This window comes from Pseudoalteromonas sp., assembly GCF_036960685.1.
Taxonomy (GTDB): domain Bacteria; phylum Pseudomonadota; class Gammaproteobacteria; order Enterobacterales; family Alteromonadaceae; genus Pseudoalteromonas.
The window spans coordinates 1-26,312 of the sequence record NZ_JBALXK010000024.1; the positions used below are offsets into that span (position 1 = coordinate 1).

Consider the following 26,312-nt stretch of genomic DNA (forward strand, 5'->3'; position numbering starts at 1 on the left):
AACAGTGATGGATTTATTCTCTCGGCGTATTGTGGGTTGGTCGATGGATAAAAATATGGACAAGCACCTTGTTATAAACGCACTGTTGATGGCTGTATATCAACGTCAACCGAAGGCTGAGGTAATGGTGCATAGTGATCAAGGCAGTCAATACGCTAGCGCTGACTATCTCGCATTTATGAAAGAACATAACCTTGTGCCTTCAATGAGCCGCGCTGGGAACTGTCATGATAATGCGGTTGCTGAAAGCTTTTTTGCGACAATTAAAAAGCGAATAATTAAGCGTAAGATATACTCGACACGCGAAGATGCGAAAGCTGAGATATTCAATTTTATAGAAATGTTTTACAATCCAAGAAAACGCCATTCACACACAGGCGGTGTTTCACCTGCTAAGTTTGAGGAAGCGTACTATTCTGAGTTAAAAACTGTCTAGTGAAAGCTGGGAAGTCCACCATTTCCATCTTGTCCATCATCTAGTGAACCATCTGACCCACCATCAATACCAGAACCAAATTGTACTGAGTTTCCCTCTTCTGCCCACGGCGGCACCAATGGACTTTGATTATTTGGACCTGAAGCAGACGCCGAAGTACCCATCACTTTTCTCCTTTTAATTCTTTAATAACAGGCACCATCCAAGGCTTATTTGGTATAGTGTTGGTATATGTTACAAATACGCTTTTGCATTTTTCATCTTTAAGTGAGAGTAACCTAGCACCATAAAAGCCAACGGGCATCTTTTTCCAATCTTCGACCAATTTAAATTGTTCGATTAGTGCATCCATGACAGATAAATATTCCTCTTGAGGCGTTGTTTCCAAGAGTTTTGAATTTACTTCACTAAGTCTGTTTTTTTGCTTTGACAATCCTTCTAATAGTTTCAATGCTGCACCTGACATAACAGAGTTAATGGCACCAAGAGGAATGCTTTGTCTACTTAAATAAGCGGCAGGCTTAAGGTTTAAATTTGAAAATGGAGGATGTAACTTTGACCATTTATCAAGAAATTCTAGATCTTCTTTCCACTCCTCAGGCAATTTATCGAGACTAAGTTCACTTTCAGAATCTTCCAGCATGGCAATTATTTCTGGCTTACCATTTTCTTTATCAATCAATTCATAAAGCTTATTAGTTGCCTGAGTACCCATACACCTTTCAAAAATAACTAATTTGGTAATCGTTTTCTCATCAAGCTGCATGCCTCTGCGATTCGCTGTTTTAAGCCGCATTCGAATTTGATTGAGCAAGCGCTTTACTATGCGCGGGTTACCATTAATATGCGCAGAACTTGCTAAAATGGGAGCCAATTGCTCTGCTACCTTAAATTCAGCTCTCAACTCTTCAATGTAGTCAACATTGCAGTCATTAAGCAGCTCATCAATAGTTATAGGATCTTGCTGCCAAGAAAGTCTTAATGATTCCTCTAATTTATCGCGGATTTTATTGAACTCTGGTTGCTCGACTTTCTTGTCTGAAGCAATTAGCATCATCAAGTATGCTCTAATTTCTTGTACGCCCGGTTTTGGTACATGGACAGGTATTTGAATTAACTTGTCTAAGTAGTCTTTTTGATGTCGAACTGATGCTCCTTTGTGAAAATGCTGCACAGCCAATCTAATCATGTCTTCGTCCGCTGCGATAACAAACGCAGTATTTGGTAAAAACAAGAATAATCGAATGGCTTCTAGTGTTGAAATTGCATTGATTGGGGAACAGCGATCTAAATTGTCTACATATACGATTAATGGCTTGTTGAAACCTTCAAGCAAAGAAGCATATGAACTTCTAAACTTGCGAATTTCAGTTGGTGGTGAAATCACTTTCTTAGATCTGACTAAGCCTTTCCCTTTTTTCACTCCCTTCTCGACATTCTTTGCAATATCCGCTACGTCGCCAAAATCAATTTCGTCTTTGTTTTCATTTTGGTCGCCAGTTTCAATATCATCGTCAAAATAATTCATTATCTTTTGACCTAGACCAAACAAAGGAAAGCCGGATGCAGCTGCACCTCCTTCAGCTAGCAAGCCAAGTAATCTGATTTTATCAACGCGCTCCGCAAAATTTTGAGCTTTATCAACCAATCCTTTATTACCTTCAGCTTCCTTTAAAAGCTCTGAGGCTATTGTTTCAAGCAAAGCTGCCTTGGCGTCATCAAATCCCTCAAATGTCCACGCATCAAAGTGAATTTGAATGTAATCTTTTTTATCCTCGGCTAAAGATTTTTTAGTTAACTCTAAAATAGTAGACTTCCCAGCCCCCCAGTTACCAAAAACGCCGATACTTATCGGCATTAGCTCTTTTTCAGTAATTAAATCTTTAATCGACTCTGCCGTTTCATTAAAATTTAGAAAGTCTATTGGAGACTCTTTATCTGACCACATTTACTGTCCTTGTTGTTGTTATATTTCATTTAAATTGGTGTAAATTTCTATATTTCAAGCCAATTTATTCAGCTTAAGTACATAAGATCGCAATTATTCTGAATTTATAACATTAGTTACTAAGTGCGCTTCACTGGGTGTTTGTCAGAAGCACTTTTTAATGTCTCTACAAAATTGAAAAATGCTTAAGTAACCCAATTTTGTAGCAGCGTAACTAGCTATAATGTCGTCATTTGCTAGCAGACTGAATAGACCTATTATCTAAGGTAATTCTCAGCCGTTCTTGATGTTGCTCTTCATACTCTACCGACGAAAGTAGATAATTGGAATCATGTTTTCTGTTTATTGTTATAGAACATATCTCTATAGTCGAATGCTTCAGCCGTTTACGTTGTTTTCCTTATCTGAATTATTCGTGCAGGTGAGTATTGCCCTGTTCTCATGATGGCTAGCTCTTTAACTGAAATCTCATAAAAGCCGAGATTTTTATCAACAACGTAACGACTTCCATTTCTAGTTCTAATTTCCAATTTATCATCAACCTCCAGCTTATCAACTATCATAGAAGTTGTAATTTGCTCAAACGGGCGATACCTGAATGATTCATCTTCTTTGACTACTCCAAACAGTACTTCTCCAAGATACTCATTCTTGGCTTCGCTGAAATCAATTACCGTCACTATTGAAGCTTCCTGTAGATAAATTTTGAACATAATTTTCAATACTTAAACAGTATTATTAATCAAATCCGCATCTTTATACGGTCTCAATGCAAGACTAAATAGAGAATCATACTTAGGGCATGGAGATTTTCGAGCGTCCTTGTGAGTTAGTAAGCTTTCTTTGAGCGCGTAAGTAAACTCACAATAATTAACATGATCAATAACGGGTGAATCATCTAATTTCTCAGCTAACAATGTTAGCTTTTGCTTCCCAAACTTAATTATGAATGTTTGTTTTTCACGAATATTTCTAACTCGAAGATCTAGTAATGGCGTTGATTCATCTAGATCTTCACAAGCTTTATTGCTTAAAGGAAACCCATAAACAAGATATCTCTTGTTCTTGATATTAAATACATGTGGTTGATTTTCTTCTTTAAACATTGTCTGACTATTCAATACAGAGTGTGTACTCAAAAACCAAAGCTTCAACAATTCAACTTTATTTGCCTCATCTAACAATTCTTCTTCACTTGGCGTCGAATACAATAATGCTTTCTTAAAATTGTTGTTTACTGAGAATTGATCGTACTTTTCTTCAAAGTATCTTATTGCAAACAAGCGAAATGGAAATTCTCCCAACTTGATAGTTGAGTAAAGTGCCTCGTAATCTCTATTCAGGACAGAAAAAATGGGTTTCCAAATTAATCCGAAATTAGCATTGAAAATATATTTCGCTTCATCATCAAGACCGAACAAAAGAAATATTTTAGAGATAAGCTGCAACTTACTGATGTTTATAACAACCATATTGGCAAGTCGATTAGCCATGTGATCAATACTTTTTTGTAATTCAATGATTAATCTTTTGTCGTTTACTCCTTCTCCAATGAGCAAATACTTTAGCCAATTCAGTAGCATGGCGTGCTTGCTTTTGAGCGAGTTAATATTTTCATATAGCGAGGATTCAAGTGCTTTATAGTCAGTTTCGCAATAAATAGCTCTGGCAAGTGCGTCCTTCGCAATTTCTATAGGAAGATTTAAAGAGGTTGAAAGTAATGTTGCTTGTCTTTCTAATTTGAGATCTAAGTGAATATATGTGATCAAAATATTGCTCCAAACGTAAAGCAGAACGATGGCCCAGCACGCCAGTTCTTGCAGTGGTTACAATATTTTTTTCGGATGCTCCGCTTTGCCGTATTTTATTTTTAACAAAAATAAATACTAGGCACAGGCTGTCCGAACAGCCTCATTTAGGCTAATTTAGAGGTCATTTTAAGTCAATACTTCAAATATGTATAACAGGAAGAAATGAAAGAATGAAAGTTCTATTAATCAATAAGTTAAAGTGAAAAAATACTTAATAAAATTTTTGAATTTTGTCCATTTACAAACGATGGGTGGTCATCCATCCGGCTTAAGATAGCTTCTTTATACTTATCAAATACTGCCATATATTTTGTATCAGCTTTTGGATGAAGGTTGGTTAATAGAATTAAATCGTCATTGCTCTGTACTTTTATGCGTAGCTTTAGTTCTTGCCAATTTGAACAATCATAAACAACTTCAGATAGTACTTGCTGAGCCTGCTTCAGAGGAAGAGATATAACTTTTGAAAGTCTTTTAGCTTGTCTTTTTACGTTATCTAATTGTTCACTATTCGCTGTAGTCATTAATCAACCAAACACAACAAATACCAGCCCACCGCACTAGCATTGAGTTTTATTGGGAAATTAAATTCTTCTACAGAGTATATCCATTTGGTCCACGGTGGCAGATCGGGCGTCTCTGGAAAGCCTAGGACCATTATTACATAGAGCTAAGTAACAATAAAAGTCAGAAATCAGCAACATAACCATGCAATGAATATTAAGTTGTAGTAGCTCATATCTGATCTTAATGTTTAGGTGATAGACTAAACTTCATTTAACAGGCAGCACAGGAGGTGGTGGAAATGGTTTAAACCATTCCTCATGAACTTTGCAGTTTTCGCTGTTTGGCTCTGGGAATGCCTGTTTTACTCTAACGTGAAGCGGCATCGATACACAATTACCAAATATTAGGGCCTCACCCGGAACAGATTGCTTGATCTTATTTGCGAAGTCATCTGAAAAATACGGAAGGATGGCATAGACGTACTTCATATCTATTTCATTCTGTATTCGGTGAATTATGAAATTTGAGCATTGTGATAAAACTGTCTCAGATAATTCTGACGGACGTTGAGAAGATATCAGCAAATACAATGCGTATTTTCTGCCTTCACGAGCTATCTGTTCGAAAATATTTTCTCGGAGAAGGTATTTCGAATCTTTTTTAATATAACGGTGAGCCTCGTCTAGTACGAGATGTATAGGTCTTTCACGTCGTGCATTACCTTTTAGTTTTCTTCTTGAAGAAAAGTTTATTCTTGATGTTACAGAAGTTAATGTCTCCAGAGCATCTTTAGACAACTCGCTGGTATCGATAATTACCATGTTGGTTTGAGCTGGTACGGCTAGATTTGATTGCCACAGCCAATCAAGATAATTATTGATATTGGTAGTCTCTATTGGTGCTTGCCGCATAAAAGCACAATCTGGGTTGTCTAAGAAAAAATCTAATCTTGTCATCATCGTAGAGGTATATTCCCTTACTCGCCCATTACCTCTAGCATCTTCTTCCAGCAATGTTAAATTTGCGGCCTGCTTCAAAAAGCGATAATCAAAATATTCTTCACCCGATGCTCTGAAATCCATAACCTCTCGAAGAGTAGCATCGTCAACTTTATTTCTCACTCCCTGTAAAGCCTTCTTCAGCTTGTCTTTATTTTCACCAAAACTGATTGTGCAACTGGAATACAGGTTTTCTAAGTCGGTCAGTATTCCTTCATCCGTGCAGGCTCTATTCAGGTTTGCATCAAGCTTAATAAGGTTCACAATCCCATAAATGATACTTTTTGCAGCAGTGATGATTGCTGTTTCGCTATCTCCCTGTGCATGCAGAGTATGGAGCAGGTTGCAGATCTTAAATCTAAGATAGTTAATTAACTTTTGCCTCTGCTCTCCATCACGAGTTGAGATCATATAAAATTTATAGCTTTCCTGAAGCACTTTGTCCCAGAAAGGACGTTGGGTCGCATCCGTCGCCATCAGAAATGCACTCCACTCATCAATGTTCATGAGAAAGTGGGGAAGATAAAACGGCTCAAAGCCTTCTTCTGCTTCATTAATGTTGGGTTTGAGAAGCCTTACTTGTAAATTGGGGCCTATTTCATGTCCAGTAAAGGCATTCTTATATTCTCCATTCACATCAAAAATCAATATCCGCGAACCAATGGCAGAGTTATCTTTTTTCTTGTGAATGTCTTGGATGATGTGCGCTATTGTATTTGACTTACCACTGCCAGAGTTGCCCAACACTGCCGAATGAATATTGAAAAATGCATTGACTGATATGTTTATTGGGTAGTTGATTAAGTTTTTACTCTCACCTAGATAGAAACTTTGGTGAATCGACGCGTTCAATTCCTTGTCTTTAGTTGTATGAAGAATAAGTTCCATATCTTCAAACGTAACTACAGTTACCTCGCTGTAAATACCGGGGAAAATTCCTACACCAAGATTAAATTTTCCAGTTCTTGTGATAGTGCCGACAGGTTTTAACAACAGTTCCCTATTGCTATCAATGTCGTAAGCGGCAGAGTCTAATTTCATATCGCTATCAAAAATTGACACAACTTCACATATTAACTGCTCACCAACTGAGTTTGTTGTTTTTAGATAGCTACCAATGTTGCCAAAATAATAGACCACACCAGCGAGGTTTATAGAATTACCTCTAATGTCTGAAGAAATTTTGACTCGGAACTGGTTGAAGTTTACTGAAGTGATCTTTCCAATTTTCATTTTTTATCCCCGACCGCCTTCATTGACTTTATAAACTCTTCTAGTATTTCGCTATCCTTACTACGGTCTAAATCGGGAATGAAATTATTCACAATGTAATTGAAATAATGAATTTTTTCTTTTTTAGGATCTGAGTTTTCATCAATAGGAACTTCTACCTCTCCTGATATTTGATAAATACGTCGGTCTGTCAGTCTTGTAAGATTTTCAGACGGATGATAATTACCAAAAATAACCACACTAAGGCTGGAGTTTGCTGCGAGTGCTGCATAGATAGCATTGTTGATATGTTCATCACTAAAGCTATATCCAATTACTATTAATACACCATGCTGGAGTAACAATTTGTTTTGAAATTCTCTGATGAGATCTGCATAGGGTGAACCTAAGCTCTTGTTTTGTTTCAATGGTGTGGGGTAGATCAGTACATTTTTACCATTAGGTTCTTGATTCGGAATAACGTCAACTTCTTTGATATTAAAAAACGAATTGTCATCCGACTCTATCCAACTAATCGAGCCATGTAGCTTGTAAAGATATACCATGTTTTCTAATGGCTCATACTTTTCAACGCTAGGATCAACTTTTCTGGAAAAGGTAAAGGAGAAACGTGCAGGATTAAACGTGCGCGACAAGCCACTACTAAAACCATTATTGTAGTTAATGTTGAGAAAACCCAACGCTGTTTCACTTAACAAATCATTGTTTGTCGTAAATACATTAACCCTAGCTAAATCTTTGTTTCTTAGAGCTAGTTTTTGATAAAGTTTTTTATATAAATCGAGAGAAAGCTCTGCCTGCGCTGAGGTGCAATCTATATTTATAGATGAATAGATCTCAGTCTCTATAAGGTTAATTAGGAAGTCATTGAGGCTATCAGATTGACCGACACCTTTTAGGTATTCACGCTTTGAGTACAGTGTACCAAGTATGTTTTCTAGGTTCTTTGGAGAAACATCTTTCGCAGATTTGAACCGTTTTTTTAACTCATCATGCGATGGGTTTTCTGGAAGAAAAGCTAACTGGGTCATAGTTTGTGTAGCTTCTACTTTTTCAGTTACTTTACCAATTAGTGGTGCCATTGCAGGTATGGCATCAGAACTTGCACCAGCACCCAATAAAAAGTGAAGATTTTTTATGTTGGTAAGATCAGAAAGTTTACTCCTGATTTTTTCTATACCATCTGCAACACTATCATTTTCGCCAAACAAACTCTCCTGACCTTGTCTGAATATAAGGTAGTCTTTCGCAAATTTCTTATCTTCACTCATGACATCAACTCCCTTTAATTAATTTTTACTCATCGCGATTCCTGAATGAGAAACTGAATCCGGTAACTCGATAAGATACTTTTTTCTATATTTAGTATGATATTAGGTGGTATTACGAATAAAAATACAAGACCTATATTTAATCAAATGAACAGACAAAACTTATTCAAGCTCATCAACTTAATCCAATACATTCAAACCACTTCAATTTCCGTCAATCAATAGCCTTTAAGCTTCTATACTCTTCAAACGCAAACCGATCCGTCATACCACTAATGTAATCGATTAATAATCGAGATCTGTAATACAACTCTAAAATTTTATCTTCATCAGAAACGGTTTCTTGTTCGTGTATGCTTTTCACGCTGTCGCTGTAATGGCGTTTATGTTTGTTGGACAAATCATGATACAACCTTGTCTCAATAGGACATGGTTTCAAAAACTCGGTTTTGGAAAGGGACTTAAATTTTTCATAATCTAACTTAAGAAGTGGCATATAAGCATCAAGTAATCCTGATATTATCGTATGGCCTTGTAACTCTAAACGCTCTACTTCTTTAGCAGAAAAAACATATTTAGAAGCAACATCTTTCAAAACTTCTGTTGCTAAGTGAAATTCATCATTGCCATCTAACAAAGACTCATCAAGCGTCCCATCGAACACAGCTTCATGATTTTCAATATATCTGTCAGATGCATAATTAGCTAATTCATTAACCAAGATAGTTCTTAACGTAAGAATGTATGAATGGTTCTTATTGTGAGACTCTGACTCATATCTCTTGTATGCCTTTTCAGCAAGATTTGGCAAATATCTTTTTTTGACTACTTCGTTATCAACTTCTTCATCATCTAAATAAGAATCCCATATATCGTTTATAGCTTTATGAAGCTGATCTACATTTAAAATGCCTTTATCTAACGCATCATCAAGATCTGCAATACAGTAAGAAATATCATCAGCAGCTTCCATAATGTATGTCAGCGGGAATCTATTGCCAGATTTAATATTTAAGTTATTTTGAAGCGCTTTAACGTACTTATCTTCAGAGTAGTAATAACCGGGCTTTTTCTTTCGATAGTAATAACGATCACTTTTATCAGTAGGCTTTGGTTCGTAAGCAGGTCGGGTATATTTGATTAGACAGGCTACTTGTGAAAAAGATAGGTTTAAGTCTTGCAAACTATGTAGAAGTCTAATGGCTTGCGCGTTACCTTCAAAACAAAGCAGGTCTTTTACTAGTATATTATCCTTAACCTCATCCCCGAATTTTTCAGTGAAAACATTCAACAGTGACGTTTCAGACCACATGTTTATGGCTTCTTCTCCAAAATGACCAAAAGCTGGATTTCCAACATCGTGCAGCAAACATGCGATTTCAATAGCACTGGTAAAGCCATCTTTTTTATCGTCTAATCCTAAAGCTTTTAATTTTTCAGCTTCGTTTAACTTTTTTAAAACCAGTTTTGCGATATATCTACCAACTTGTTGAACTTCTAAAGAATGAGTTAAACGACTTCTAACCGCAGCATTGGATTCTAGAGGGAATACTTGAGTTTTTTGTTGCAACCTTCTAACAGCAGCAGAATTAATTGAACGCCCCCGATCTGACTCCATTTCTTCATCAAATGTTTCTTTAGGAGCCGTAGATGCTCGAAAGCGTTCATGCTTTAACTTTTCGTTATAATCCATACTGAAATTTCCCTTAATATTGTTATTACTCAAAATAAAAACTTTACAATTCCCACAAACATTATGAATGTTTGTTCAATATCTATCTCTGTTGGGGCAAGTGTCGTTAATTTAAACCAAGTTTTCGTTTTATATCGAGAGGTATGTCATTCAACAACCTTCCATACAGCTCTTCACAAGTATTCTGAAGTAATTTTTTATTTTCATTCGTTAGTTTTATAGTACTGTTTTTTAACTCTTCTTTAGTCTTATGCTGATAACCTTTGTTAGGCTTATCTAATCTAGCTTCTTTAGATTTATGTAGCTCCTTATTTGTCTTATCATAGTATTTGGTCAACGCTTCAGAGAAGGTATTACTATTAAACAATGGCTGAGACTCTTTTCCAATTTTTCTACCGACTTCTGCCTTTGAAATAGTCCAGTACTTTTTAACCTCATAACTTCTTTTATTAGGATGCCCACTGATGTAGCGTAACTTTTCCTCTTTAAGATTATTTATCGCTTTGTAAGCTTCTTCAGCAGTGGGATGAAGCTTGATCCATTCTAACTTCTTATCTACTTCTGTACTCTCAGGCTCTTGGCTTCTTTCTTCTTTCAATAAGAAATCATCGTAATAATTATTACTCATTTGGGAGCCTCCTCAGAGCTGACAACCATTTCGATTGTTTCATTTAAGAAATCAATATATTTTTGATAAGGTGATACATCGTGATTTTTACTCAGTTCTTTTATACGTTTGAGTGCCAGCCTAACAGTCACTAAATGCGCCATTTTGATAAACAGAGGGAGGTTTGGGTTTCTACAAGCTTCGACATCTGGTTTGATATATACAACAATGCCGTTGAAGTTTCCCTCTTCGATATCACCGTTGATACAGCCCAAGCAAAGGCTAGGTTCAGCTTTGTGCCGCTGAGGTGTACCATCTTCTGAGCACTTAGCGTGGACAAATGTACCCTTTCGTAATACACACGTATTCCAAGGATTAACTTTAATATCGATTATTCTGTCATTCGAAACTTTGTTTGTTAGTTTTTCATACTCTCCGTGTGTTTTAACATGAGTAATAGCAACAGCTTTATTTATGAACCGATCAAACAGACCAGAATAATGCCTTCTTTCATCATTAAGACTCTTGATTCTATTTCTTACAATATGATTTATTGTTGTTCTCTTGGCGACCTGCATTAAAGCTTTAGCTTCTTTCCCCTTCAAATATGCCATGAAAAAACGTTCATCGATGTGTTTGAAATTTGCTCGAATAAACTTGCCTATGTCGCCTTTATATCGCCTCAAGACAGCTTCGGCCCATACATGCCTTAATGCGTGAGGAGTTGCGTTAAATATTCCAATTCTAAGTTCATCTATTATGGCTCTTATATCTGAATCGCTGATATTTTCACGAGTTACTCTTATGTATTCCAAAGTTTCTTGAGATAAGCGATTTTCGAGTATTTCAATTGCAATCTCATCAAGTTCATCATTGATATAACGTCTGATGGTTTCTGCAAAACGTAAGTGTTTCTGATCAACCGTATAACTTCGAGATATTAATTCTAGGACTTGGTTATCATTTCTCAGCTTATCTCTTAGTTCTTGTAGATTCTGAATTATTGCACTATTCAAATCGTATTTAGCAGACAAATACTGCTTTCTTTTAAATTCTACTAAATCACAATGAGTATCCTTAACCATTAGTAGTTCAAGTTCATCAAGTTCTAAAAACGTTACGTATTTTTCAGGAAAACTCTGCCAATGTCTTGCTACCATTCTACTGACATGACTCTCAATTAGCGTAGCTTCTCCAAGTGTGGCAGAAGTCAACGCAAAACCGTTGTCATTTGTTGCTGTAAAGGCAGACAATTGCTTAATTAGAATTGCAGTTGATAACGTTATTTCTCTTTCTAGTAATGTCTCGCCATTTGTCTTTGGTGAAATCCACTTAATATAAAATCTGAACGGTGAATATACAGCATCTGAAATTTCTTTATTAACAGCAGAATTTAACGATGATTCAGGAAAGCCATATTCACTCGCTCTCCAACCAGTATAAGCAACCATAGCCGTTACACCAGCAGCTTCGACATCCCTGAAAAAACTCCCCATTTTGACATTAGTTCTATCACGAAATAGATCTAAGTATTCGTCCAGAAGTGCAACTGCTTTCTCTAAATCTAAAGTTTGTTCGCTTAAAACTTTGTCACAATGCTCATCGAATTCTTGTAATGAAAAGTCGACCTTAAAGCCTGTGTTATCACTATTAATACTCGCAGCATATTCTGACAGTATATATTCTCTTTTTTTTAGCTGACTATCATAAAAGCGAGAAAACATCAGTGCTCTTACAAACTCATGTGAATCAAAACGAGTTTCATCTAATTTTAACTCTAATATTATTTTATTAAGCTTATCTATATTAAACGCATGATACTTCAAAACTATTTCGTTAAATTTAGTGGTAATTAAATTGCAGAGCTGCTCTTTATTTTCATTAAATAACGCATCCCATTTAGATTGATTTCCTTTCTCTTCTAAATCAAACCCTAGTTCAAAAACAGAACAACGAAGAGCTGTAGCAAAAACAATATGTTGCTCAAAGAAGCTTGCACAATAATCAACATAATGTTTACCCACATCCAAAGTTAAAAAATCAAATGTTCCTCCATTTTTGTAATCTGCCAAAGTCATACCCATTTGTGATAGACATGCTGAATTAAACGCCTTATTTAAATCCTCCTCATGGATATTAGTAACAACACTTTCTACACTATGAAGGCGTAAAGTTCTTGTAATACTTGATAAATTAAACATTTTAAATCGAGAGCCATAAGCGGGAGATGACAGGCGTCTAACAAAAGCTTTGTCTACAAAATCGTGAGTTAGAGTTAAACTAAAGAAGTCCTCCAGCTTGGATTCATCAAGTAATTTAATATTATTTTCTCGAAGATACGCAAAAAGCATTCTTAGCATTTCCAAATGCCAAACACTTCTATAGTCCAACGAGTTATTGTGCCTTTGCTGTAAAAAGAGCCACTTGGCAAAGTCTATGATCGTTAAATTAATAAACTCTCCGACTTCAAATTCAATTCTAATACTTGATTTAAATTTTAAAATTTCATTATTGAAGTCGCTAAAATCTAACGTTGCATACAAATTTTCTGCTCTGGCAGTGGTTGAAGAAAAAGGAATTACCCATTTATCACTTATAAAGGAAGCGTGTCCTTTAGGGTCAATTAAACGCAACATGTCATTACAATGCTCTACGAACCTAGATTTAGAGTTGTTGATATTGCTGACCGAACTAACCAAACTATTCACTTAGTAACCTCCTGTAAATGCGGTAAAAATAGGTGGCAGATCTTTCTTATACTTCTTATAAAGCTTCTGACCTTCAATGACCGTTTCTTTACTAAACAATCTGTTTGATAAAACCGTCTCTATCCATTCTGCCGTGGGTAACGCCTCTAGAAACAAATATTCTGGTGCGCGTTGAAAGATTTTTTGATGGCTGCGTTCTAATTCGCCTAAATAGTGTAAAAGCTTAAGAACAGTTTCAGGTGAATCAACAAGATAAATATTGTCAGGCAGACTACCTTCACTGCCTTCATTAGATACCAAGAAGCCAAGGCCGTTGACCTTGCCATTACTTTTGCCAGTAACTACTTTTAATAGCGCCAAGGTATTATCTGCTCTTAGTTTAATCGCTTGTAAGGCACTTTCTATTGTTGTGTTATATTCAGAAACTTCTGACTTACTGGGCCTTAAGACATTCAAAGAAATATCATTCATAACAGTGCGAGTGATTTTTCCGCAGTTATCTATCCAAGTTTGATTGTCTTCAGTACGATAGTTAGTACGTTCTGCCTCATTTGTATGAGAGTTGTAATTAGTAATTCGACTTGGGTCAAAGTTATCTGATTGAGAGTGTACTCTTGAGTTCTTTACAGCTTCAGAGCTAAAAATTCGAGTCACCGTTGGTGTTTCGCAATTTAAAAGCCAGTTAGTATTTTTTCTCTCATAATTCTCTTTTCGAATACCTTTTTCGCATATACCTACAACGCACTCGATGAATACGGGTGAAACCTTTTCTTTTGATAAATGGGTATTTATCACGTCACGAATACAAAATTTTCCCAAGAACTTGAAGAACAGTGAGATGCTTGCTGTTCTTCCCATCTTGGACTGTAATGAACCATCATTATCGATTAACTTACAATCAACTTTAAGTCTATCTGTTCGGTCATTTAGAAACGCTAGAATAGAAGTGCCTAATAACGAATTTCCTTCAACCGTTTCAAGATCATGGTAGCTTTTAGAGCGAGACTTAAAATAGTCTGATTCTATTTGAGTAACTTCCCCTGTTTGTCTTTTTGAAAATCTTAAATCACTCAATTTTATTTTAAACAAATCATTATATGGAACCGTTTGGTATGACATTAATAAAGCAAATAAGTAATTTTCCCCTTTAGAAATAGGGATCTTTTTATGTCTTTCAGATGAGTATTCTACTAGCTCTTGAATAAAGTCAGGATTAAATAAAAGTGAATAATCCGTGACCTGACGAAAAACTGTGACTCTTTTATTCGATATCTTTGTTGTTTGGGCTGCTATTTTTCCACCATCCCAAAATTCATCCTTCGCAAACTGATGTGCCTCTTCTACACATTGAGAAAAAATTAAAGACTCTAAAGCGGTATTAATAATGCTATCTGCTGTGATTCCAGTAAGGAGATTTCTCAGTTTCTCAAAAAATTCTCTTTGATTATTTAAAGTAGTATTTTTAAATGCCGCTTCATCTACACGAAACTGTTTACTTTTGCGACCTCCGCTATAATTATCTAGATGAGGGCGAATCAACTTCGCAGGAAAGTAGTTTGGTTTAACCTTTTTCTTGTGAAATAAATCAATAAGCGCGTGTTTTGCTTTATTAATTTCAATTAATGCGCTGCTTATTGTAATTTGGAATGACCGCATCAATAATTTTGGTGATCCAGCTCTTTGATATAGCTGTGACCCAACACCGATATCGTCTCTTCTTAACCAAGAGTGAAATCCAAAGTAATCAGTAAGTGTAGTTTGATCACTATCATCACTAGCTGCGGGTTTATTTTTTGATAGAAGATCTAGGTATTTATAATCATCTGATGCAAGTAATTCATTACCAAATGGTACATAATTAAGCGCTTTATTTATCAGTCGTATTAATTCAATCATTCCAGTGCTTTGAGTCTTCACTCCATCGTTTTTAACCCGGTAAGATTCAAAACACTTTAAAATGTTTACGCGATTTAATTGATCTACCTTAAGTGCATTCAAGTAACTCATGAATTTAGGGACGGTATAAGACAATGCTTGACGATTACCACTAGTCCCCTCATCAAGAACAAAAGTTATATAATTGGCAGCGTATAAAGCCGAAAATATTAATCGCTTCTCGTGTGATTCTAAATCTTCAAGAGTTACGATTTGCGACTTTGCACCCTCATATTCGGGAACAATAAATTTATCAGTCTCAAATGGCTCAAATTCAACAGCTCTAACCGTTTGTTTACTTGAAAACTCTGCCAGCATTTCAGCTTGTTGTTTTAATAAGCTCGCTTCTACACTATCCATTTGAGCACTCCAAGTATGATTTTTCTTGATCAAGCTTTTCTTTTACAGACCTAATGTATTTTCTCGTTGTTGTCGGAGCATCTTTGCCTTGAGTTTCATGACCTAATAATTCTGCAACTAGTAAATATGGTCTAGATAAGTGCGTAACATTTTCAAGCTCAAGTCCATCCTCTTCAACCGCATCATGAAACTTATCAGTACCGTAAGAATGTCTAAGGATGTGGTATGTATGTTTTTCGTCTAACAAATGAAGGTATGTTGGTAATAATCCTTCCTTTTGTTTGTCAATTACCAAAGCACGTGTATCTTTAAAATCTCTAGATCCTTGGTATTCCTTTATTCCATGTACAGTACGACTTGCAGGATCAGTCAAAAACAAACTATCTTCACCACAATCGGGTCTTTCTGTCTCGTAATAAAGTTTAAAACGCAACATGACGTCACGTGGAATATAAATCCACCTAGAAATGCCGCCAACACCACCTCTGCGGCCTTTAGTATATTTACCTTGAAGCCAATACTTGAACTCTTGCTTTTGTTTGTCTATGCGCGTATTGAGTTTTAATTCTGTATCTATTTCCTTGAAAAACGATTTCAGACCTAAATATGATTGACCACCAACTTTAAAGTCATTAAGTAATAATCCCATATTTTCCTGCGTACGTAGGCCACATTCTCCACCTGCCCGCAACGTACATTCTACTCGAAGACTTTTAGCATTGGCATAAAGTTCAGCCCGCATACGTGGAGACAGATACTTAATTACATTTCTTCTTTTTGTATTGTCCCTTGCAATAGATTTTTTATCGTCTTTTACACGGATCTCTTTAATGTTGGTAAACCCATTGAAAGCCAAATAGTTGTAGTAATACGTCAAGCCTGAAACTGCTTTCTCGACCATCTTCTCGCTGGTATTGCTCTCCAGAATCAAAACGTTATTTATATAATAATTGAGGATTTCTTCAGGTAAGTTATGGTGTGTACTTAGAGAAATTGAAGGTGAGTTTTCTGAATAACTTTCAAGCCACAACAGAAACTTTCTTAACTCGTAAAAGCATTCGGTAATTTTTGTTTTTGATAATGTTACTTTATTAAGCTCTGCATCTTTTATTCTTCGCTTTCCAGACCCATCTACCCATGTTAATTTGTATACTTGTCTATTTTTATAAAGTGAATGTAAATATAAGTTGGGTAGCAACAATGGAATACCATCATCGTCACACACCATCTTTGTTTTATATTTTTCACTTTGAAAGTTATACATCATCTATTTCTCATACCCAATCTAATTACATACTAATTTACCTTTCCAACAAAAGATACATTTTTATCTTTTTTAGTGGGTGTCCATTTCCGTATGGCCATGGTGGCGAAATTGCGCTTAACTATATGATGCGAGAGCACGGCGGTTTTGAAGGTAATGCACAGACATTGCGGATTGTGTCAAAGTTAGAACCATACAGTGATGGCAACGGCATGAATTTAACGCGACGTACTCTGCTTGGCTTTATTAAGTACCCTGCTTTTATTGATGATTTATGGCATACCATCCCAAGCCACGATCCCAAACGAACATTTATCAAAGCAGATGACTGGCGCCCAGCAAAGGGATTATATATTGATGATAAAGCGACGTTTGACTGGATTTTAGCTCCCTTATCAGCTGCAGATAAACAACGTTTAGGGCACTTTAATGCAATTGATGAATTTAGATCTAAAACCAGTTTTAAGTCCCTTGATGCCGCCATTATGGAACTTGCCGATGATATAGCCTATGCGGTGCATGATCTCGAAGATGCCATAGCAACGGAGCAAATCACCCTAAAAGAATGGCAAAACCATGCTTTACCAGCACTTTCGCAAGTAGATTGCGAGTGGCTAATAGATAGTCAATTAACAGAGCGGTTATTTTTAGGCAGTGAAGCACAACGAAAAGATGTGATAGGTGAATTAGTAAACTTATTTATTACTCAATCTGCAATTTCACACACTGAGTTTGCATTTGATAACCCCGTTTTAAATTACACTGTGGTACTACCAGAGTGTTATCAGCAGTTACTCGATGCCTTAAAGTCATTTATTTACCAACGACTGATACGTGCATCACATATGCAACAAATTGAATTTAAAGGGCAAAAATTAATCATCGAATTATTTGAAGCTTTTGCCTGTGAGCCCTTACGGCTATTGCCCGAAACTACAGCGAACATATTTCGCCAAGTAAAACAACAAAACGGCAATACGCAACGGGTTATTTGTGATTACCTAAGTGGAATGACAGACGAATATGCGTTTAAAACGCATCAGCGTCTGTTTTCAAGTAATAATTAAAACTCAATGTACCTAAAGCTATACAATATTTTTAGCTTGGTCTAGCATTAGGTCGATTTATAGAAACTGCAATAATCAAGGATCGTACAATGAAACTATTGCCAATTGCACTGGCTGTCGCCTCCATAAGCACATTTACTTGTTTTGCGAAGGCACAATCACCCGATGTTTTCTTAGATGAGCAACATTCGGTTGTAAAAGATACTGAAAAATACGACTGGGTGAGGTTAACGTCCGGTGAATGGCTTAAAGGTGATATAACAGCCTATTACGATAAGCAACTTGAGTTTGAAAGTGATGTACTCGATACCTTAATAATTGACCGTGATGATATCTACATGGTGATTTCTGGTCGTAACCATGCCGTTAGATTTAACGACGGTACCGTACTCGAAGGCCCCCTTAATATCTCCGGTGGCTATGTGATGGTCGGCATGGGCCGCCCAGATCAATACAAATACAGTGACTTAGTCTCAGTTGCACCCACAGCAGACTCAGCTTTAAGTGCCTGGAGTATAAAAGTCGGTATAGGTGCAAATATTAGTAAGGGTAACACTGAACAAACAGAATACTCGGCATCGGTGGATATCAAGCGCAGAACCGCCACTAATAGACTGTTAATAAACGCCTTAGCGGATAGAACCACTAATGACAGTGAAATTACCGAAAACAATATGAGAGCCAGCGGCACATTTGACTGGTTTTATACTCAATCACTTTACTTTAGACCGATATCTTTTGACTACTTCCGTGACCCATTTCAAAATATTGCACACAAATATACAATTGGTGCCGGTATCGGTTATTACATAATCGATACAGATAAAACCGAATGGGATATTGGTATGGGTCCTTCTTATCAACACACCGAATTCGATGCTGTACAAGAAGGGGCTGATACAGAAAACTCCTCTAACTCATTTTATTTAGAATCGCATTATGAATACGAACTAACCTCTGACATAGACCTTTCGTTCGACTATAAATTTACTTTTGCTGAAACAGCCGCCGGGGGTAATGCTCAAGCAGCAAAAGCCGGTGCTTCATTTGATGTAACCGACGACATCGATTTTGACGTTTCATTTGTTTGGGATCATTTAAAATCGCCTATCGCTAATGCGGATGGCACTATCCCAGAAAATGACGATTACAAAATGGTCGTACAGTTAGGTATAGAACTTTAAGGATATACAGATGAAAATATTTCGTCGCTCAGTTTGTAGTACCATCGTCGCCATTTTATGCATGCAACCTGTGCTTGCCAACGAAACAGAGAAACGCCTTGATAAACTGGAAAAACGTTTAGCTGAACTTGAACAGCAAGTCGCAAGCAAAGATCGTAAAATTGAGCAATTAGAGCGAGAAACCACCGTTACTGCACGCGTTGCAGATAAAGCGGCGGAAGTGGCTATTTCATCAGCGTTATTCACTCGCTTTTTAGAAAGGCCAAGCTATCAATTTGACGCACCAGATAAAAGTATTGAACTCACAAACTCTGATACCACCTTACAAATTGGTGGTCAAATTTGGTTAGATGCAATCTACAACAGTGGCGAAATGACCAATAGAGCGGGATTCCAACCATCATCAATTTCCTATGATGAAGGCGTAACACAAGACAAAACAACCCTTAGCGCAGGCCAATCTAACTTATTCGTTAACAGCTCAACCCCCACCCAATATGGCGCCATGACCACCCGCTTTGGTGTTGATTTATTTGACTCACAAGGTAATGCTAAATTTAATCTTACGCATTTGTGGGGAGAGCTCGGTAATTGGGGGGCTGGGCAAACGTTTTCTGGTTTTATGGACATAGATGCGTTTCCAAATATCATGGATTATTGGGGCCCAAATTCAGTGGTCTTCGCGCGCCAACCGCAGCTGCGCTATAACCTGCGTACCAACGCTGATGATAAGTTCATGTTCACCATTGAAAAGTCAGATGCTGATTTAGCTCTGCCTAATTTTGTTGCGGGTAATGACTTTTTATATATAGAACAAAATGACTTACCGGATATTACTGCCAGCTACATCAATGGTTTTGCAAAAGGCTACATTAAATCATCGATTATTTTGCGCCAACTTGGCTATGAGACCAGTAGCAGCGATGACAAGGTGATTGGCTGGGGTATTAACGTCTCGGGTAAATACGCCATAGACCGCAAAAACACCCTAAAATATCAGCTTACTCATGGCAAGGGCATCGGCCGCTACGTCAATGATGCGTGCTGCAGTTATTATGCAGATGGCACTGCGGATGGCGTTGCAACAGGTGGCAGTGATGCGGGAATCGATATTAATGGCAAACTGCAAGCAATCCCAATCACCGTTGGCTACGCCTATTTAGATCACCAATGGAGTGATAAATACACCAGCTCTATCGGTTTTGGCTACGTTGATATCGATAATATTACCTCACAACGCAGTCGCGCGCTTAGTAACTCACTCTATTCAAACGTCAATGTTATTTGGAACCCCACTGCAATGTCGAGAGTAGGCGTTGAATTACAATACGGTAAAGTTGAAAGTTTTGGTGCGGAAGATGCTGATAACGTAAGGCTACAAACATCAATTGGTTTTAAATATTAATAAGGAAGTACCATGATGACAAAATTACCAGCCTGTTTGATAGCTCTGTTTTTTGTTGTAGTGACGCCAAGTTATGCTAAGGCCCCTCCTTCAGAGTCACAATTTGAACACGTTCTCAATACTGCACATGCTTTATATAAAGATGTACAAGAAGGCGAAAATGCAGATTATATTCCTGCTTTAGCTAAAGTTGATGCAAACTTGTTTGGCATTGCTTTAGTTACGGCAAAAGGCAAAGTGTATACCAAAGGGGATATTGATACTGAGTTTTCAATTCAGTCAATCTCTAAAGTATTTACGCTCTCATTAGCCATGGAACAACAAGGCGCAGATGCTATCCAAGAAAAAATTGGCGTAAATGCAACCGGATTACCATTTAATTCAGTGACGGCCATTGAGCTTAATCAAGCACGATCAGTAAACCCCTTGGTTAACGCAGGCGCCATGGCAACTGTGAGCTTGCTCGACGGCGATACAGATAAACAAAAGTGGGATTCAATTTCGCATTGGTATAATGACTTTGCCAACCGAAAATTAACGGTGCTTGATGATATTTATCAGTCAGAATCAGCAACCAACGGCCACAACCGGGCAATTGCTGAATTATTAAAATCTTATGACCGCTTTTATGGTGACGTAGATTTAGCGCTGGATGTATACACTCGCCAGTGCTCTGTTGGGGTGACCACAAAAGATTTAGCAATGATGGCATCGGTGCTAGCAAATGCAGGCGTGCACCCTATCACAGGTAAAAAGCTAATGGAGCCTGAAAACGTCTCCCGTGTTTTGGCGGTAATGACCACAGCAGGCCTATATGAAACCAGCGGTGATTGGGCATATCAAGTGGGTCTGCCAGCAAAAAGTGGCGTGGGCGGTGGGATCATTGCGGTTGTGCCGGGTAAATTCGCCATTGCGGTATTTTCACCAAAATTAGATAAAGCGGGTAACAGTGTACGTGCACAACTTGCTATTGATTATATAGCTGAAAAAGCAGACGTAAAAATCTTTTAAACGATAATAACAATGCCGCAGCGACTATTGCTGCGGCATTTTTATTTATGCTTACTTACAACGATTTAATACCCATGTTGTAAAGGGTAAAACCATAAATATCAGCATATTGATCGATGATTTTGCTAGTTGGAGTGCCAGCACCGTGACCGGCGTTGGTTTCAATGCGGATAAGGTATGGGTTGTTACCCGCACCTTTTGCTTGCAACTCAGCCGCAAACTTATATGAGTGCGCAGGCACTACACGGTCATCATGATCGCCCGTGGTGATCAAGGTCGCTGGATATTTAACCCCCTCTTTCACATTGTGTACTGGCGAATATCCTTTCAAGTAATCAAACATTTCTTTACTTTGTTCACTGGTGCCGTAATCATATGCCCAGCCGGCTCCAGCTGTAAATGTATGATAACGCAGCATATCAAGCACACCAACTGCAGGAAGTGCAACTTTGAATAGTTCTGGACGTTGAGTCATTACCGCGCCAACTAATAAACCGCCGTTGGAACCACCACGTACCGCTAAGTAATCACTCGACGTATATTTTTCAGTGTTTAAATATTCAGCTGCGGCAATAAAATCATCAAATACATTTTGCTTTTTAAGCTGTGTACCTGCGTCATGCCACTGTTTACCATACTCACCGCCGCCACGAATATTAGCAACAGCATACACGCCACCTTGCTCCAACCACGCTGCAATTGTTGAGCTAAAGCTTGGTGTCATACTGGCATTAAAGCCACCATAGCCATATAAAATGGTTGGATTGTTGCCATCTCGTTTTAAGTCTTTTTTGTAAGAGATGATCATCGGCACCTTGGTACCATCTTTAGAGCTATAAAATACTTGCTCAGAGGTGTATGCCTCTGAATCAAATTGTGCACCCGATTTACGGTAAACTTCAGAGTTGCCAGTGTTTACATCAAACGAATAAGTGTTGCCCGGCGTGGTGTAATTGGCAAATGAATAATACAGTGTGGTGCTTTCTTTTTTACCACTAAAGCCACGCGCAGTGCCCACACCTGGTAGGCTAATTTCACGGACTAACTTACCTGTTTTGTCATATTGCTGTACTTTAGAAATAGCATCAACCATGTATTTTGCAAAAAAGAAATCACCACCTTTAGACATGCTTAGTACGTTGTCTGTTTCTGGGATCAAATCTTGCCACTGCTCAGCGGTCGGGTTTGTCGCATCTACTGTTACTACTTTTTTATTCGGCGCGTTTAAGTTGGTAACTAAAAATAACTTACTGCCATCGTTATCCAATAAGTAAGTGTCAGAATTGGTATCGCCTACTATTGTAACTAATTCGCTATCAGACTTGCTGAGATCTTTAATAAACAGTTTATTACCTGAGGTAGAAACACTGGCTGATATTAATAAATAACGGTTATCACGAGTTACTGATGCACCAATGTATCGATGTTTTTGTTCATCCGTACCGCCGAAGATAAGCTCATCACTGGTTTGTGCCGTGCCTAACTTATGGTAAAACAGTTTATGTTGATCAGTCTTTGCAGAGAGTTCACTGCCCTTAGGCTTATCGTAGCTTGAGTAGTAAAATCCATCATTACCTACCCAAGATAGGCCACTGAATTTAACATCAATTAATGCTGATTCAAGTTGCTCTTTAGTCTCGGTATTAATAATGATCACTTTACGCCAATCACTGCCGCCTTCCGAAATTTGATAAGCTGCCAATGAGCCATCTTCTGAAAAGGTAAGCCCTGACATTGAAGTCGTACCATCTTCACTGAATTTATTCGGATCGAGGAATACCTCAGCTTCGCCTTCACCTTTAGTACGATAAAGTACATATTGGTTTTGTAAGCCATCATTTTTATAGAAGTACGTGTAATCACCTTCAGTAAAGGGGGCTGTTACTTTTTCATAGTTCATCAGCTTTTCAAGGCTGGCTTTTAATTTATCGCGGTATGGAATATTTTCAAGGTACGAGAAAGTTTGGTTATTTTGTGTTTTAACCCACTGTGCAGTATCGCTGCTCATGTCATCTTCTAACCAGCGATAAGGATCTGCAACCTGTTCATCAAAATAGTGATCAACAACAGTCCCTTGTTTTGTTTCAGGATAAGTAATAGATTGAGTAACTGTCATGGTTGGTTTGGCATCTTTTTCCGCGGGCATTGATACTGATGGTGATTCAGTACAACCCCAAAGCGCAACTAAAACGGCGCAGCTAATGGCTTTTTTTAACATTGTTATGATCTTTCGTTTATTTGTTAGAACTTGCACGTTATAAATTTAGCCTAAGCTTGTCTAGTACAATGAGATCAATGCGCCTATTATCTGTAAAGAAATGTAAAACCCTGTATTGTTGACCATTAATAACGTAAAAGATAAGTAATATGAAAAATACCCCAGAATTTACCAGCTTTAAACGCTTTTACCCTTACTACTTACAAGAGCATAAAAATGTCACCTGTCGTCGCCTGCATTTTGCGGGCAGCTCTTTAGTACTCATTATCATTTTATACGCGCTGTTTAGCCAACAATTTATGTTATTGTGGCTACTCCCCATTATTGGCTACGGTTTTGCTTGGGTTGGCCACTTTTTCTTCGAAAAAAACAGTCCCGCGACCTTTAAATACCCATTCTATAGTTTGTGGGGAGACTGGGTGATGTTTAAAGACATGTTAGTAGGAAAAATTAAGTGGTAATAACCCCCTGAGGCCAATTTACAGCATTACTTTGTAGAGATTATCGACACAAAAAGATCATTATCTAATCCTGCTTTTGTCGCTTTTCAGTGATATAGTTAACGCCATTTTCGCTATTCAAGATATTAAAATGTATCGATTATTTGAACGGATGACTAAGCCGTTTCCAGAGCAACAACCAACTCAGCCTCCGGCAACGTTATTTGCCTTTTGCCGCCACTACACCAAAGGCATGGAAGTCTCGCTGTTCTTTATGTCGCTCAGCGCGGCATTACTGGCAATTTTAGAAGTGTCTTTATTTAGTTATATGGGCCAACTTGTTGATTGGCTCAGTATCTATACGCCTGAAACATTATTTGTTGAGCAAAAGTCAGAACTGATAAAAATGGCGGTTGTATTACTTATCGTCTTGCCAACCGTGGTGTTTTTTCATTCTGCGATACTGCATCAGGCTTTACTGGGTAATTATCCTATGTCAATTCGCTGGCTTGCTCATCGTTATCTACTGCGTCAAAGTGTCAGCTTTTACCAGAATGAATTTGCAGGGCGTATTGCCACTAAAGTAATGCAAACCTCGCTTGCTGTTCGCGAAACCGTGATGAAGTTACTCGACGTACTTATGTATATTGTGGTGTATTTTGGTGCGATGGTATTTTTAGTTGCTGAAGCAGACTGGCGTTTAATGCTCCCACTCCTAGTATGGTTAGCTTTATATATTTTGATTCAAATGTATTACGTACCTAAGCTCAAAAAAGTAGCCAGTTCACAAGCTGATGCCCGCTCAGAAATGACAGGTCGCATAGTTGACAGTTACACTAATATTTCGACTATTAAATTGTTTTCCTACACACAACGTGAAGAGCAGTACGCAAAAGACAGTATGGATGTATTTTTACAACCTGTTTATAAGCAAATGCGTTTAGTAACGAGCTTAAACTTTGCAATTCAAACCCTTAATTACTTCTTGGTGTTTAGCGTTGCGGCTCTGTCATTATATTTATGGACTTTAAGCGCTATTAGCGCCGGCGCAATTGCTATTGCCGTGAGCTTAGCGCTGCGTTTGAACGGTATGGCACAGTGGATCATGTGGGAGATCAGTGGTCTATTTGAAAACATCGGCACTGTTGCTGATGGTATGAAAACCCTCTCTAATCCTATAGAAGTTGATGATCAGCCCAATGCTAACACCTTACAAGTGAGTACAGGTGCAATTGAGTTTAATCAAGTCCATTTCAATTATGGAAAAGCCGCCAATGAAACACACCGTGGTGCGGTGATCAACAGCTTAAACTTGAACATTAAAGCCGGTGAAAAAATAGGTTTAGTGGGTCGTTCTGGCGCAGGTAAATCAACGTTGGTTAATTTATTACTGCGTTTTTATGATGTGGATAGCGGCAGTATTAATATTGACGGCCAAGATATCTCAAAAGTCAGCCAAGAAAGCTTACGTAAGTACATTGCGATGGTTACCCAAGACACCTCTTTACTACACCGCTCGGTAAAAGAAAATATCTTATATGGCCGACCTGACGCCAGTGATGAAGAGATGCTACGCGCCGCCAAGCAAGCTAAAGCCCTTGAATTTATTGACGACCTTGAAGATAGCAAAGGCAATAAAGGCTTTGCAGCCCAAGTAGGCGAACGAGGTGTAAAACTCTCAGGCGGACAACGCCAACGTATAGCCATCGCCCGCGTGTTGCTTAAAAATGCCCCAATCCTGATTTTAGATGAAGCAACCAGTGCCCTTGATTCTGAAGTCGAAGCGGCCATTCAAGCAAGTCTTGATGACTTAATGACAGGCAAAACTGTGATCGCAATTGCTCATCGACTCTCCACTATCGCGCAAATGGATAGGCTTATCGTGCTTGATGAAGGCGGTATTGTAGAGCAAGGTAGCCATGAAGAGTTGCTGGCGCAAAATGGTATTTATGCCGCGTTGTGGACACATCAAACCGGCGGTTTTATTGGAGTAGAGTAACTCTTAGAGCGCCATAACATCTAGCTAAGTTGCGAAATCGAAACAGTATTTTGCAACTTAACCAACTAAATTTTTCTGCACACTAACCCCACCCAAGCTTAAAGCAGTATTGCAAAGTAACGTCTTGATATAGAACCTGTGTTAAACGCTGAATTCTGCACCTTGAGGTGGTCTAGGTATACTGCTATAATCGCGGCCTTTCATAGCCTGCGTAATT

19 protein-coding genes and 1 pseudogene are annotated in these 26,312 nt (G+C 37.9%); 7 read left to right on the forward strand and 13 right to left on the reverse strand.

The features are described 5' to 3' along the window. A partial coding sequence (locus V7783_RS17005) for an IS3 family transposase (RefSeq protein WP_335679736.1) occupies window positions 1-436 on the forward strand: 436 nt, incomplete at its 5' end. Here V7783_RS17005 and V7783_RS17010 read toward each other — a convergent pair. From V7783_RS17010 to V7783_RS17065, 12 genes are all read right to left on the reverse strand, one after another. Continuing rightward, complete coding sequence (locus tag V7783_RS17010; protein WP_335679737.1) at window positions 433-600, reverse strand: hypothetical protein; 168 nt, start codon at window positions 598-600, stop codon at window positions 433-435. The two genes, V7783_RS17005 and V7783_RS17010, sit on opposite strands and share 4 nt — an antisense overlap. Then, window positions 600-2,384, reverse strand: a complete 1,785-nt coding sequence (locus V7783_RS17015) for a KAP family P-loop NTPase fold protein (RefSeq protein WP_335679738.1) — start codon at window positions 2,382-2,384, stop codon at window positions 600-602. The genes V7783_RS17010 and V7783_RS17015 overlap by 1 nt, the downstream gene beginning before the upstream one ends. Window positions 2,385-2,770: 386 nt before the next feature. Further along, window positions 2,771-3,064 (reverse strand): hypothetical protein, encoded by a 294-nt coding sequence (locus tag V7783_RS17020; protein ID WP_240701317.1) that lies wholly within the window; start codon window positions 3,062-3,064, stop codon window positions 2,771-2,773. 45 nt (window positions 3,065-3,109) lie between these two features. Then, entirely contained in the window at window positions 3,110-4,153 is a 1,044-nt protein-coding gene (locus tag V7783_RS17025; protein ID WP_130051670.1) for a hypothetical protein, read from the reverse strand. Window positions 4,154-4,389: 236 nt separating this feature from the next. Continuing rightward, window positions 4,390-4,719, reverse strand: coding sequence for a hypothetical protein (locus V7783_RS17030; protein WP_130051671.1), 330 nt, complete (start codon window positions 4,717-4,719; stop codon window positions 4,390-4,392). A gap of 249 nt (window positions 4,720-4,968) precedes the next feature. Continuing rightward, a complete protein-coding gene (locus V7783_RS17035) occupies window positions 4,969-6,933 on the reverse strand; it encodes an ATP-binding protein (RefSeq protein ID WP_130051672.1) in 1,965 nt (654 codons plus the stop codon). Beyond that, entirely contained in the window at window positions 6,930-8,204 is a 1,275-nt protein-coding gene (locus V7783_RS17040; protein WP_130051673.1) for an SIR2 family protein, read from the reverse strand. The genes V7783_RS17035 and V7783_RS17040 overlap by 4 nt, the downstream gene beginning before the upstream one ends. 214 nt (window positions 8,205-8,418) lie before the next feature. Beyond that, on the reverse strand, window positions 8,419-9,897 hold the full coding sequence (dgt, locus tag V7783_RS17045; protein ID WP_335679739.1) for a dGTPase: 1,479 nt from the start codon (window positions 9,895-9,897) through the stop codon (window positions 8,419-8,421). Between the two features lie 106 nt (window positions 9,898-10,003). Next, a complete protein-coding gene (locus V7783_RS17050; protein WP_130051675.1) occupies window positions 10,004-10,525 on the reverse strand; it encodes a hypothetical protein in 522 nt (173 codons plus the stop codon). After that, window positions 10,522-13,212 (reverse strand): hypothetical protein, encoded by a 2,691-nt coding sequence (locus tag V7783_RS17055; RefSeq protein WP_130051676.1) that lies wholly within the window; start codon window positions 13,210-13,212, stop codon window positions 10,522-10,524. Before V7783_RS17055 ends, V7783_RS17050 begins: the two co-directional genes overlap by 4 nt. Further along, window positions 13,213-15,507, reverse strand: a complete 2,295-nt coding sequence (locus V7783_RS17060) for a hypothetical protein (RefSeq protein WP_130051677.1) — start codon at window positions 15,505-15,507, stop codon at window positions 13,213-13,215. It abuts the gene before it with no gap. Next, a complete protein-coding gene (locus tag V7783_RS17065) occupies window positions 15,500-16,774 on the reverse strand; it encodes a hypothetical protein (RefSeq protein WP_240701318.1) in 1,275 nt (424 codons plus the stop codon). Before V7783_RS17065 ends, V7783_RS17060 begins: the two co-directional genes overlap by 8 nt. Before the next feature lie 86 nt (window positions 16,775-16,860). Between V7783_RS17065 and V7783_RS17070 the strand changes: the two are divergent. The 4 genes and pseudogenes from V7783_RS17070 to glsA all read left to right on the forward strand — a co-directional run. Then, window positions 16,861-17,838: pseudogene (locus tag V7783_RS17070) on the forward strand (anti-phage deoxyguanosine triphosphatase); the annotation flags it as partial. An 89-nt stretch (window positions 17,839-17,927) separates the two neighbouring features. Next, window positions 17,928-19,022 (forward strand): DUF481 domain-containing protein, encoded by a 1,095-nt coding sequence (locus tag V7783_RS17075; protein ID WP_335679740.1) that lies wholly within the window; start codon window positions 17,928-17,930, stop codon window positions 19,020-19,022. 10 nt (window positions 19,023-19,032) lie between these two features. Continuing rightward, window positions 19,033-20,427 carry a DcaP family trimeric outer membrane transporter gene (locus V7783_RS17080; RefSeq protein ID WP_335679741.1) on the forward strand — a complete coding sequence of 465 codons (1,395 nt, stop codon included), beginning with the start codon at window positions 19,033-19,035 and terminating at the stop codon, window positions 20,425-20,427. A gap of 12 nt (window positions 20,428-20,439) precedes the next feature. Then, window positions 20,440-21,438, forward strand: coding sequence for a glutaminase A (gene glsA / locus V7783_RS17085; protein ID WP_335679742.1), 999 nt, complete (start codon window positions 20,440-20,442; stop codon window positions 21,436-21,438). Window positions 21,439-21,493: 55 nt separating this feature from the next. Here glsA and V7783_RS17090 read toward each other — a convergent pair whose 3' ends face one another. Next, the gene (locus V7783_RS17090; RefSeq protein WP_335679743.1) at window positions 21,494-23,656 is read right to left on the reverse strand and encodes a prolyl oligopeptidase family serine peptidase; all 2,163 of its coding nucleotides are present in this window, start codon (window positions 23,654-23,656) and stop codon (window positions 21,494-21,496) included. 149 nt (window positions 23,657-23,805) lie between these two features. Between V7783_RS17090 and V7783_RS17095 the strand changes: the two genes are divergently transcribed. Both V7783_RS17095 and V7783_RS17100 read left to right on the forward strand, forming a co-directional pair. After that, entirely contained in the window at window positions 23,806-24,117 is a 312-nt protein-coding gene (locus V7783_RS17095) for a DUF962 domain-containing protein (protein ID WP_335679744.1), read from the forward strand. Between the two features lie 130 nt (window positions 24,118-24,247). Next, window positions 24,248-26,095: an ABC transporter ATP-binding protein gene (locus V7783_RS17100; protein WP_335679745.1), complete on the forward strand. Its 1,848-nt coding sequence runs from the start codon at window positions 24,248-24,250 to the stop codon at window positions 26,093-26,095. Window positions 26,096-26,312 lie beyond the last annotated feature (217 nt).

Excerpts from the sequence above, each read along its gene's own strand:
- V7783_RS17050 (WP_130051675.1), bottom strand. The coding sequence starts at position 10,525 with ATGAGTAATAATTATTACGATGATTTCTTATTGAAAGAAGAAAGAAGC.
- V7783_RS17095 (WP_335679744.1), top strand. The coding sequence starts at position 23,806 with ATGAAAAATACCCCAGAATTTACCAGCTTTAAACGCTTTTACCCTTAC.
- V7783_RS17075 (WP_335679740.1), top strand. The coding sequence starts at position 17,928 with ATGAAACTATTGCCAATTGCACTGGCTGTCGCCTCCATAAGCACATTT.
- V7783_RS17015 (WP_335679738.1), bottom strand. The coding sequence starts at position 2,384 with ATGTGGTCAGATAAAGAGTCTCCAATAGACTTTCTAAATTTTAATGAA.
- glsA (WP_335679742.1), top strand. The coding sequence starts at position 20,440 with ATGATGACAAAATTACCAGCCTGTTTGATAGCTCTGTTTTTTGTTGTA.
- V7783_RS17040 (WP_130051673.1), bottom strand. The coding sequence starts at position 8,204 with ATGAGTGAAGATAAGAAATTTGCGAAAGACTACCTTATATTCAGACAA.
- V7783_RS17030 (WP_130051671.1), bottom strand. The coding sequence starts at position 4,719 with ATGACTACAGCGAATAGTGAACAATTAGATAACGTAAAAAGACAAGCT.
- V7783_RS17080 (WP_335679741.1), top strand. The coding sequence starts at position 19,033 with ATGAAAATATTTCGTCGCTCAGTTTGTAGTACCATCGTCGCCATTTTA.
- dgt (WP_335679739.1), bottom strand. The coding sequence starts at position 9,897 with ATGGATTATAACGAAAAGTTAAAGCATGAACGCTTTCGAGCATCTACG.
- V7783_RS17100 (WP_335679745.1), top strand. The coding sequence starts at position 24,248 with ATGTATCGATTATTTGAACGGATGACTAAGCCGTTTCCAGAGCAACAA.
- V7783_RS17010 (WP_335679737.1), bottom strand. The coding sequence starts at position 600 with ATGGGTACTTCGGCGTCTGCTTCAGGTCCAAATAATCAAAGTCCATTG.
- V7783_RS17060 (WP_130051677.1), bottom strand. The coding sequence starts at position 15,507 with ATGGATAGTGTAGAAGCGAGCTTATTAAAACAACAAGCTGAAATGCTG.
- V7783_RS17065 (WP_240701318.1), bottom strand. The coding sequence starts at position 16,774 with ATGATGTATAACTTTCAAAGTGAAAAATATAAAACAAAGATGGTGTGT.
- V7783_RS17090 (WP_335679743.1), bottom strand. The coding sequence starts at position 23,656 with ATGTTAAAAAAAGCCATTAGCTGCGCCGTTTTAGTTGCGCTTTGGGGT.
- V7783_RS17035 (WP_130051672.1), bottom strand. The coding sequence starts at position 6,933 with ATGAAAATTGGAAAGATCACTTCAGTAAACTTCAACCAGTTCCGAGTC.